Below are 11,055 nucleotides of genomic sequence, written 5' to 3'. Positions count from 1 at the left end.
GTTACCTTGATCGAGTTGGACGGCCAGTAGCACTACAAATGGAACAATGCCTTTCTCCGAATTCCGCCCAAAACATTGCCTCACTATTGACCGTTTTCTTTTTTTCTGTTCCAAAAACACCTGTCGCTCCAGCCATGACTACAGAAAGATTTCTTAGTATGATTTTGTTGGCATGTACATACCCCATTTCGAGCATTAAAATAGCCCCGATATGATCGGAGTAATATAGCAGTAAAAAATTCTTGATCATCTCTACGGAAATTTATATAATAAATTGTTTAGTTCTAACAAAGAAGGAGTAATTTATTGTGAATAAAGATATTCAAAACACAAGAATAGATGCCCTAACAGGCTTACGTGGGATCGCGGCATTCGTAGTATTTTTATTTCACTGGGGCTATTACACCAAAACTAATTATTTTGCCTGGGGTTTCGTTGGTGTGAGTCTTTTTTTCTGCCTCAGTGGATTTGTTCTTATGGTTAATTATGAAAAAAAATTCTCATCCCTCACTTTAAAAACGTATTTACAATTCATGCACGCACGGATCGCCAGGGTGTGGCCGATGCATTTGCTTGGTTTCTTTTTATCAATCCCACTTCTTTTGTCCATGAATCGCATTCTTACTATGGAGTCGGCTATTTTGAATGTTACGTTGCTGCATTCATTTATACAACGTACAACAAACGATTTTAACGCTGACTCTTGGAGCTTAAGCAATGAATTTTTCTTCTACTTAATGTTCCCTTTTTTATGCTTCTTGCTGATAAAGTACCTAAGATCTAACTTCGCATTAATAACTGTATTTATGATCATATCATTGTTCTTACTGTCAACAGTGCCTTTATTTGCACTATACGGCAAAGACTACTTAAATTTTTTATCGCCCGGATTAGATGAAACTAGGATCAAATGGTTCCTCTATTTTTTTCCTATAACTCGAATTACCGAGTTTATCCTTGGAATGATTTCAGCTAAAATGTGGATGTCCACAAGTAGGCAAGAATCAAAACGTTATAACCTCGTTATTCTAGTGATCCTGTTAATCAGTGCCGGGCTTTGGCTTTTAATCAGATTATCTCCGTTAAGAGGCGAGAACTTTACACTTTTATTCGGGCCATTTTTTGCACTATTGCTTATGATCATTGCAAAACTTCCTGAAGGCAGCTCAATTAATACATTCCTTAGCTCAAAATGGATGATTAGATTTGGAGAATGGTCATTCGCTTTCTATATCATTCATGAATTGTTAATTAAGGCTATAATTCTTTTAAAATTAGATAAGAATATAACGGGACTCATCGCTTTTACTTTAGCTCTTGGGGGATCTGCTCTATTTTTCGCTTATGTTGAAACTCCAATGAGAAAATTAATTCTGTATCCAACAAAAACACAAAAAAGTATTGAACAGGCAACTTAAACTTTGTTTGCGCAGCATTTTGAATACTACTTGTGACACAGAAATTAGAAGAGAGTAAGACACATGAACAATACTATTGAATCAGAGACCCCGTGCAAACAAAGATAAACCCGAGACTCCCGGGCCTTACTACAATTCAAAGCCTTTTGTCATTAATCATCACCTGTACTTTTTCATCAGCTCCAAGAGAGCCGTTTTAACTGCTGGGGGATTTATGGATTTATGTTGAATCCATGCGGACTGTGCTCCAACAAGAAACCATCAGGTTCATCGAAAAAAAATGATCGATTATCACGACAAGCAATTGGTTTTTTGCCGTGACAATGGATACCCATATATCCCTAAGACAATCATAAATAGAATGAGCCGCATTCTAAGGAAAACATCCATCAAGAAACATACGACGCCACATATTTTTCGCCATACGCATATCAGTATGCTTGCTGGGGCAAGTGTCGATCTGACGACCATAATGCGAAGAGTGGGCCATGACGATCTGATACAACAATGAATATTTATACTCACGTCACCGAAAAAATGAAAAAAGGATGCCTGCCAAAAGATAAAAATACACTTTGGTGACATCCTTGGAGCGTTAGCTTTTACAAAGACTGTGATTTTTTTTGTGATTTTATAAACGGGCCTCACAAGGAGGCCCGTAAAAACATAAGTAATATCAGGTTTTTCGGGCTGATGGATTACATCATGCCGCCCATTCCACCCATGCCGCCCATGTCAGGCATAGCTGGTTTGTCTTTTTCTGGTTTGTCTGCAATAACCGCTTCGGTTGTCAAGAACATTGCTGCAACGGAAGCTGCGTTTTGCAGTGCGGAACGGGTAACTTTTGCAGGGTCAACGATACCGGATTCGAACATGTTAACCCATTCGCCGGTAGCAGCGTTGTAGCCGATGCCTACGGCTTCTTTTTTCAGGCGCTCAACGATAACGGAGCCTTCTTGACCAGCGTTAGCTGCGATCGTGCGTACAGGCTCTTCCAGAGCGCGCAGAACGATGTTTACGCCTGTTTGCTCGTCGCCGGAGGATTGTACTGCTGCAACTGCATTGTATACGTTCACGAGGGCTGTACCACCGCCAGAAACGATACCTTCTTCAACTGCTGCACGAGTAGCGTTCAGAGCATCTTCGATGCGAAGCTTGCGCTCTTTCAGCTCAGTCTCAGTAGCAGCACCAACTTTGATAACGGCTACGCCGCCAGCCAATTTAGCCAGACGCTCTTGCAGCTTCTCTTTGTCGAAGTCGGAAGTGGTTTCTTCCAATTGCGTACGGATTTGGGAGATACGAGCGCCGATGTCTTTTTTGTCGCCTGCGCCGTCTACGATGATTGTGTTTTCTTTCGTTACGCGGATTTGACGAGCTGTACCCAATTGCTCAGGACGAGTGGATTTCAGTTCCAAACCAAGCTCTTCCGTGATCACTTGTGCGCCAGTCAATGCAGCGATGTCTTGCAGCATAGCTTTACGACGGTCGCCGAAGCCAGGAGCTTTAACCGCTACGCAAGTGAACGTTCCACGAAGTCTGTTCATGATCAGGGTTGCCAAAGCTTCGCCTTCTACATCTTCAGCGATGATCAGAAGCGGTTTGCCTTGTTGTACGATTTTTTCAAGCACAGGCAAGATCTCTTGAATGTTGGAGATTTTTTTGTCTGTGATCAAGATGTATGGGTTATCCAGAATAGCTTCCATTTTGTCCGTATCCGTGATCATATACGGAGAAATGTAGCCACGGTCAAATTGCATACCTTCTACTACTTCAAGCTCAGTAGCGAAGCCTTTGGACTCTTCAACGGTAATAACGCCGTCTTTGCCCACTTTTTCCATAGCTTCAGCGATCAGTTGGCCTACTTCATCGTCAGCAGCAGAGATAGCAGCTACTTGTGCGATAGATTGTTTGCCTTCGATGGTTTTGGAGATGTTCTTCAGCTCTTCTACAGCCGCTTTCACCGCTTTGTCGATCCCTTTACGGATCACCATTGGGTTAGCACCAGCTGTTACGTTTTTCAAGCCTTCGCGAATCATCGCTTGTGCAAGAACCGTAGCTGTTGTAGTACCGTCACCGGCTACATCGTTAGTTTTGGTTGCTACTTCTTTAACGAGTTGAGCACCCATGTTCTCGAATGCATCTTCGAGTTCGATTTCTTTAGCAATGGTAACGCCATCGTTAGTGATTAACGGGCTGCCGAATTTTTTCTCCAGAACCACGTTGCGGCCTTTAGGACCCAAAGTAACTTTTACGGCATTCGCCAAAGCGTCTACACCACGCAGCATCGCGCGACGAGCGTCTTCACTGAATTTAATTTCTTTTGCCATGAGTGATACCCTCCCGAAAAATAAGTTTGTATTTAAAGTCGTACCATTATTTGCATCGTAAGTAAAAAGCTCGCTCGCTCATAAAGCAGCAGCTTATAGGCTAACTTAAGTAAAGGCCCCTCAATTAAGCAAGTACGGCCAGAATGTCGCTTTCACGCATAATCAAAAGCTCGCGGCCATCAAATTTCACTTCAGTGCCTGCGTATTTGGAGAAAATGATGCGGTCGCCTTCTTTAACCTCAAGCGGTACGCGCACTCCGTCTTTAAGAGCGCCGCTGCCAACTGCTACGACTTTGCCTTCTTGCGGTTTCTCTTTTGCTGTGTCTGGCAGCACGATACCGCTTGCTGTGGTTTCCTCCTTAGCAATGGCTTCAATGACTACGCGATCACCCAACGGTTTGATCATGAGAAAATAGCCTCCTTTAGATTATGGTTGTTTTCATATATCCCGTTAGCACTCGAATATGCTAAGTGCTAACAACACTTATTATGATAATCAGTTTGTGTGAATTTTGCAAGTGGTTTTATGCATTTTACGGAACTTTCACACCCCATTCATTGTATCCATCCAAATTCAAAATATACGATGTCGAATAATAGCACAAAACTTCCATAGACTAGTTTCTCCGGATCGCTGCAAGGCACTGCCTGGCAGGAAACGGCACAAATCGGTCCCGTCACCCAGGAACAAATTTCTGCATGTACGAGAAGCATCGACATTCAGAAACCCCAATGAAATAACTGGCCAGTCTTCTGACGATGAAAAAAAGCCTGCCCTCGGCCAATCGGTGACTGACAGAAGCAGACTTATTTGGCGCCGTATTCTTCCTCCCAGGCTTGATCCTTAAGGAGCTGCTTGCGGTATACTACGCCGGACAGCAGTACGCTGCATTCATACAAAATAATCATAGGAACGGATACGATGACAGCCGACAGCATATCCGGAGGCGTAATCATCGCAGCGATAATGACGAGAATCAAATAAGCGTAACGGCGAATTTTATGCAGCCTCTTAGGGTTTAAGATACGCAGCTGGGTCAGAAACATTATGACAATCGGCAGCTCGAACAAGAGTGAGATCGGAACCAAGATATTGAACATAAACGAAAAATATTGGGCAGCGCCGTAGGTTTCCTCGAGCCCCAATCTTTCCGAAATGCCCGATGTAAACATAAACGCCATTTTAAATACGACAAAATAGGCAAAGGCCAGTCCGATCAAAAAGAGTAAAAAGGCAAACGGAACAAATTTCAGTGAAGCCTTTTGCTCTTCTTCCCGCAGACCCGGTTTAAGAAAAGCCCAAATATGATATAAAGCGACGGGAATCGTCAGAATAAGTCCTGTTACCAAAGCGAAGCTCATGTACATACGGATAGAATCCCAAGGCGAGAACACGTGCCATGGAATGTTTTTGGCAGGCGAGACGCTCTTCAAATACATAATAAGCGGCTGAGCTACGATAATGCCTATGACCATTCCGATAATGAGCACGAGCAGCACCCACATAATCCGTTTGCGAAGCTCACTGAGATGCTCGACCAGCGTCATCCCTTCATCGTTCTCTTTCATTTGTTCACCAACCTGCTGTGTGAAGTGAATAGTGATTAATCCGGCAGCCTGCGCGAATCTGCGGCCGGTCGTTCCTGCTGGCTCGTTCCGCCTGTTGCTGCTTGCTGACTGCCGCTCGGATTCGTTCCGGACGGTGTGACATCTTTGCGCTGAGGCTGCGGCTGTGGCTGCGGTTCGCTATCGTTCAATCCGCTCATCAAATCATTGGCGGTGCTTTTAAATTCCCGGATCGTCTTGCCTAACGCTCTGCCGAGCTCGGGCAGCTTTTTGGGGCCGAATAACACCAGCGCCACGATAGCGATAAGCAGTATGTGAGAAATACTCATAGGACCTCCTTCATCATGCTCTAATCTTGACCAAACAACAAGCTAACATCCGTATAACCCTCCGTACCCCATTTCAACGACATCTTCACGCGTAATGTTCTCACCCGCACAAATACGCGGCAGCAGAACATCGAACGAGGTGTACGGATCATGCATCACGCAGCCGGGAAGGCCCATAATAGCCGTCTCGCCCAAGTAGCCAATCAACAGCATGGAGCCGGGAAGCATCGGTGTCCCATAGCTTACTATGCGGGCTCCCGCCTGCTTAATGGCACCCGGAGTCCGGTCATCCGGATCTACGGACATCCCGCCAGTCACAAGGATCAGATCGACCTTTTGCTCTTCCAAAAAATAACGGATTTCGCCGGCAATCGTGTCGCTATCATCCGGTGCCAGCCTTTGCTCCACCACTTCGGAGCCGAGCGCCGCTACTTTTTCCCTGACAATAGGACCGAATTTATCCTGAATCCGTCCCTTAAATACTTCACTTCCTGTAGTAATCAAGCCTACACGGAGCGGTCGAAACGGCTTGACCTCAACCAACGGCTGGCTCGCCCGCTTCTCTACTTCTATGATTTTGTCCTCTTCTATAATAAGAGGAATCACCCGCGTGCCGACCAACGCCTGTCCCGGTTGTACGACCTTATTCGTCTTGATCGTGGACATCACAATCTGCTCCAGGCTATTCACCGCATCGACCAGCGGCTTGTGTACCTTGGCTAACCCATGAATAGAGGACTTCAGCGTGACCTTCCCTTCATGGGGCTCCGTCAGCACGACATTGCATCCCGCCGCTGCCTTGGCCATTCGCTTGGCCGCTTCATCCTCATGAAGCCAGCCTTGCTCCAATGACATGGCATAAATGTGCTCCTTGCCGATATTCAAGAGGGCCGGGATATCGCTTTCCTGGATTACGTGGCCCTTCTTGAACAGACGGCCCTTGAACTCGCCGGGCAGAATCTGCGTCAAATCATGCGCCAGCATCATCCCGACGGCATCCCCTACCCTAACCTCACGAAGCATGCTGTCAGGCTTCATAGCCATGATCTCCTTCGCGGCCGGTCAGGATACCCAGAGCATGGGGCAGCTGATCCATGATGGCGGCCAAATTTTCCGATACGCCCTTGGGGCTGCCTGGAAGATTAATGATCAGCGTTCTTCCGCGAATCCCGGATACCGCCCGCGAGAGCATCGCTCTAGGCGTCTTTTGCATCGAGATCATTCGCATCGCCTCGGCAAATCCCGGAGCTTGGCGATCAATCACTTCCAATGTCGCTTCCGGTGTTACATCCCTGGGGGCCAAGCCCGTTCCGCCTGTGGTCAAGATAAGATCAACCTTGAAATAATCGGTCATTTCGATCAGTGCGGCCATGATTTCGTCCTTTTCGTCCGGCACTACACGGTATTCAATAATTTCCCCGTTAATTTCCTCTTCGATCAGCTCCCGAATGACTTGGGCGCTCGTATCTTCACGCTCTCCCCGGGATCCTCGGTCGCTTGCGGTTAAAATCGCCACTTTCCAACGCATAAGCTTACTCCTCTCCATGGGCTTATTGTACCGTAAAGTGATTACCTGTCGGTATCGTTTCTATAAAAATCTCCGTTTTTGCCGCCGGTCTTGTTGACCAGCAGGGTCGGACCTATCACCATATCCTTCTCCGCGGCCTTACACATATCATAGACGGTCAAAGCGGCGGCCGAGACGGCAGTCAACGCTTCCATCTCCACTCCGGTCAGCCCTTTCGTCTTAACGGTCGCTTCGATATAGAGACAGTTATCGTCGTTGTCGCTAAACCGGACGTCGATCCCCGTTAAGGATAACGGGTGGCACATCGGTATCCAGTCCGACGTTTTCTTGGCGGCCATGATGGCCGCGACCTGCGCCACGGCAAGCACGTCCCCCTTACCGATGCGTCCTTCCTTGATCAAAGTCAGCGTAGAAGGCTTCATCGTGACGCTCGTCCTTGCCGTTGCAGTGCGGCTTGTCTCCTGTTTATCGGAGATGTCGACCATTCGCGCTCTTCCCTGCTCATTAAAATGAGTCAACGGATTAGATTCACTCATCGCTTCACCCCTCCCGTTGCGGAGGCGCGGAGCGTTCGTTCCTCCGTAATCAGCTCGTCCAGCCGGAAGTCGAACAAGCCCATCGGAACCTCCTTAATCATTTGCAATTCAAAGGCACCCGCAATAATGTACGGCATGCTCCATCCGGAGCGTACATACTGCTGCATAAAGCGATCGTAGAAGCCGCCGCCGTAGCCCAGCCTTCCGAATTGCAAATCAAAAGCAAGACCGGGAACCAGAATCACATCGATCTGTTTCACGTCATGGAACCTGGGCGCACTTGACACCGGCTCGGGAATGTTCCAGGACCCCTTCTCCAAATCGTCATAGGACGAGATCTCGAACAGCTTCAGCTGCTTGGGCTCCTGCTGCACTTTGGGGACAAGCACACGGTATTGTTTGGCCCAGCAGGCCTCCATTACCGGCGTCACATCCACCTCGGATTTAACAGGTACATACGTAAATAAAGTGGGCCGATGACCCGGCCTGACACTGGAATCCATAATCTCGCCGATTCGGCGAACCAACGCTTCACTAATCCGCTTCGACTTGATGCTGTGCTCCGAAGGAGACAATGCATTTCGCTCTGCTTCCGCATGGCGTCGAAGCTCTACTTTCCATTCTTTGATATTCATGTAACGGCCTCTCTTTGATGGGGTCGGAAACGTGAGGAAATTGCCTTCTGCTGAAAAAACATCGTTTTCATTCAGTTTACAACAATTATCCATTAAAAAAAAGCAAGAGAACCGTTTCCTCGCTTTTCTTTTTCATTTTTGTCCATTTAAGGGCTAATGCAGGTCTAATCTCTCGGCAGGGACGTCCACAGAATGAACCTCTTCTTTAGCATGTTGAAAATAATCCGCATTATGCTTGTTTACGGAAGCATTTCCTTTAAAATTTTCATTGGCATAAAAGGAATGGCCCCCTCTGCACACCCTCCTGAACGCCTTAATGGATTTCATCTAAAGCATATGCGTATCGGGAGGTAAACATGGCTTTCATTTCAGGGAATCATTGAAGACAACCTGCTGCATAACAGGCACATGATCGGACGCCCTCGTAGGTTCAGTCCAAGCAGGCGAACCGGTTACTCCATGAAAGCTGGTGAATATATGATCAATTTGTCCTCCATGCAGCACTGTCGGCTGGGAAGGAGGCAGCGGAGCCTGGCGAAGCAAAGCATTCAGTTCCTTCATAAGAGGATCGTCATCGGACATATTCAAGTCGCCCATGAAGAGGATGGGAGTTCGGATCTTCTTCACAATCCGAACCAGCTCGGGCACCTGCTGCTCCCTATCGGCCGGGGAAACCCCAAGATGCGTGGTCACCACGGTCACTATCTGTTTTTCATGCCCCGGTTCAGAGCTGTGCTCTCCTTGGAGCTCGATTTCAGACGTTAAGACAACGCGCGGCTCCTTCTGGCCGGAAAGCGGATAGCTGTGAGGATTCTTCAACGGGTAACGGCTCAATAGTGCAATCCCATATTGGGAGATGCCCTGCCGAATGGCCGGAGCATAGATCGAGGTCATCTTCAATGAACGGGCCAACGCCTGTGCTTGGTCCTGAAAACCGCTCCGCTCCTGGAAACGGTCAACCTCCTGAAGCGCAACAAGGTCGGGATTCCCCATCTGAATGGCGTCACGAACCGGCTGCAGACGAACTTGACCATCTAAACCTTTAGCATGGCGAATATTAAATGTCATAACAGTAAGCTTATTCGTAAATGGAACCCATGTACGGCTTCCGGCGGCTTTTGGGGCAGCTAGGGCACCCGTCATCAGGCTGGAGGCTATGGCAAAGGTTAAGCATACCATTAGAAGAGTTACGTTGAAACGGTTCCTTCCTGTACTCCGCTGTAGGTTGGTCTGCAGCTGCATGATATTCACCCCGATTTCTATAGACAAGCCAAAGCGAATTCTTCTGCCCGGCTGCGGCACTTCTACTTATAGGCCCTACTTTAACCCTACTGCTCGAGCATACGATACCGGTTTTGAGTTTGTATACACGGAAACGGATGGAAAATTTCTTTCAGCGCACTTTCAGCTAACATTAATGAGAGGTTAAGCTAAGCTTCATAGGTTTTTCATAAATAAGACCTATACTTCAAAGTGTAAGGAAAATCATTCATAAAGGTGGAGAAACGTATGAAGCAAATCGGCAAAAAAATACTTACAGGCACAATCGCAGCGGGATTCCTGCTTGGCGGCGGATTGACCACAGTACTTACTCAAGCTAACGCACAGGATACAAGCTCGGCCGTTCAAAATAACTCCGATTCCACTGTTAAACAAGATAAATCAGGCTTCTTCAAAAAAGGAATGGAAGGACGCGGCGATCGTCGAGGTTTCGGCGGCGGCAGTGTGCTGAAGGAAGCGGCAACCGTGCTGGGTGTCGAGCAAAGCGTCATTATGGATGAGCTGAAGCAAGGCAAGACTCTGGCTCAAATCGCTCAAGACAAAGCCGGTTTAAGCCAGGACGATTTCCTGCAAAAGCTGGTCGCTGCTGAAACAACCGCTATCGACGCAGCCGTCACCTCCGGCAAGCTGACCCAAGAACAAGCCGACAAGCAAAAGACGAATCTTACCGATCGCTTGACCAAAGAAATTACGAATACTGGCTTCGGTAAAGGGCCTCAAGATGACAAAGGGCTGGGACGCGGCGGCAATATCCTGCAGCAAGCGGCCACTATTCTGGGAGTTGAGCAAAGCGTTATCCAGGACGAATTAAAGCAGGGCAAAACTTGGGTGCAAATCGCTCAGGATAAAGCGGGCTTAAGCGAGGACGATTTCCTGCAAAAATTGGTGGCAGCCGAAACGACCTCAATCGATGCAGCTGTGACTTCCGGGAAGCTGACTCAAGAGCAAGCCGACAAGCAAAAATCCGGTCTGTCCGATCGCTTGAAGAAAGTCATTGAAAATACTCAAAAGCAAGGTCCTATGGGCGGCGGGTTCAACAGACCTGAGCATTTTGGCGGAGCCTTCGGCAATTATGACACATTGGCCAAAATCCTCGGAATCACCAAAGAAGAGCTGACCAAGCAGCTGCAGGCGGGCAGCTCCCTGGTTGAGATCGCCCAATCCAAGGGCATCACAGAAGACCAGCTCGTAACCCAAATTAAAGACAACATGACAGATTCGATTAAGCAATTTGTCGAAAGCAAAGGGAAGCAGCCTAGGGAGAAAAAGAGCCCGGCAACGACCACTTCTTCTGCAGAGGTCTCCCAATAATAGCGATCCTGTGAGGAGGAGCAGCATTTTCCTTCTATAACTTTCATATAGCGAGAGCTGCCTATTGGAGGCGGCTCTCCTTACTGTGCCGGAAAAACAAACTGATTCGGATTATAAAGGCGAA

The 11,055-nt window shown here is 47.5% G+C and carries 12 protein-coding genes; 3 read left to right on the top strand and 9 right to left on the bottom strand.

All coding sequences use genetic code 11. From position 1 onward, the window contains the following. Positions 1–308 precede the first annotated feature (308 nt). Both B1728_RS28565 and B1728_RS37020 read left to right on the top strand, forming a co-directional pair. The gene (locus tag B1728_RS28565) at positions 309–1,418 is read left to right on the top strand and encodes an acyltransferase family protein (protein WP_179136246.1); all 1,110 of its coding nucleotides are present in this window, start codon (positions 309–311) and stop codon (positions 1,416–1,418) included. 280 nt (positions 1,419–1,698) lie between these two features. Next, entirely contained in the window at positions 1,699–1,929 is a 231-nt protein-coding gene (locus tag B1728_RS37020) for a tyrosine-type recombinase/integrase (protein ID WP_256865549.1), read from the top strand. Positions 1,930–2,116: 187 nt separating this feature from the next. Here B1728_RS37020 and groL read toward each other — a convergent pair whose 3' ends face one another. The 9 genes from groL to B1728_RS28515 form a co-directional block, all read right to left on the bottom strand. Continuing rightward, positions 2,117–3,745: a chaperonin GroEL gene (gene groL / locus B1728_RS28555; protein WP_079913837.1), complete on the bottom strand. Its 1,629-nt coding sequence runs from the start codon at positions 3,743–3,745 to the stop codon at positions 2,117–2,119. Between the two features lie 124 nt (positions 3,746–3,869). Beyond that, positions 3,870–4,151 (bottom strand): co-chaperone GroES, encoded by a 282-nt coding sequence (gene groES, locus B1728_RS28550; RefSeq protein ID WP_079913836.1) that lies wholly within the window; start codon positions 4,149–4,151, stop codon positions 3,870–3,872. Between the two features lie 401 nt (positions 4,152–4,552). Further along, positions 4,553–5,314: a twin-arginine translocase subunit TatC gene (gene tatC, locus B1728_RS28545; RefSeq protein WP_079913835.1), complete on the bottom strand. Its 762-nt coding sequence runs from the start codon at positions 5,312–5,314 to the stop codon at positions 4,553–4,555. A gap of 35 nt (positions 5,315–5,349) precedes the next feature. Continuing rightward, complete coding sequence (locus B1728_RS28540) at positions 5,350–5,640, bottom strand: Sec-independent protein translocase subunit TatA/TatB (RefSeq protein ID WP_079913834.1); 291 nt, start codon at positions 5,638–5,640, stop codon at positions 5,350–5,352. A gap of 42 nt (positions 5,641–5,682) precedes the next feature. After that, positions 5,683–6,678, bottom strand: a complete 996-nt coding sequence (locus B1728_RS28535) for a molybdopterin-binding protein (RefSeq protein WP_079913833.1) — start codon at positions 6,676–6,678, stop codon at positions 5,683–5,685. Beyond that, the gene (gene mog / locus B1728_RS28530) at positions 6,668–7,168 is read right to left on the bottom strand and encodes a molybdopterin adenylyltransferase (RefSeq protein WP_079913832.1); all 501 of its coding nucleotides are present in this window, start codon (positions 7,166–7,168) and stop codon (positions 6,668–6,670) included. Before mog ends, B1728_RS28535 begins: the two co-directional genes overlap by 11 nt. A 41-nt stretch (positions 7,169–7,209) precedes the next feature. Beyond that, on the bottom strand, positions 7,210–7,704 hold the full coding sequence (moaC, locus tag B1728_RS28525) for a cyclic pyranopterin monophosphate synthase MoaC (RefSeq protein WP_079913831.1): 495 nt from the start codon (positions 7,702–7,704) through the stop codon (positions 7,210–7,212). Then, on the bottom strand, positions 7,701–8,339 hold the full coding sequence (locus B1728_RS28520) for a 5-formyltetrahydrofolate cyclo-ligase (RefSeq protein ID WP_079913830.1): 639 nt from the start codon (positions 8,337–8,339) through the stop codon (positions 7,701–7,703). Before B1728_RS28520 ends, moaC begins: the two co-directional genes overlap by 4 nt. Before the next feature lie 363 nt (positions 8,340–8,702). Further along, positions 8,703–9,581, bottom strand: a complete 879-nt coding sequence (locus tag B1728_RS28515; RefSeq protein WP_079913829.1) for an endonuclease/exonuclease/phosphatase family protein — start codon at positions 9,579–9,581, stop codon at positions 8,703–8,705. Between the two features lie 267 nt (positions 9,582–9,848). On the opposite strand from B1728_RS28515, the gene B1728_RS28510 reads away from it, so the two are divergent. After that, positions 9,849–10,931 carry a hypothetical protein gene (locus B1728_RS28510; RefSeq protein WP_079913828.1) on the top strand — a complete coding sequence of 361 codons (1,083 nt, stop codon included), beginning with the start codon at positions 9,849–9,851 and terminating at the stop codon, positions 10,929–10,931. The last annotated feature ends 124 nt before the right edge of the window (positions 10,932–11,055 follow it).

The sequence above is a fragment of the Paenibacillus sp. 32352 genome, from assembly GCF_002042965.1.
Classification (GTDB): Bacteria; Bacillota; Bacilli; order Paenibacillales; family NBRC-103111; genus Paenibacillus_S; species Paenibacillus_S vulneris.
The sequence above is the reverse complement of the archived record's forward strand: the minus strand, read 5'-3'. Positions and strand labels throughout refer to the sequence as shown.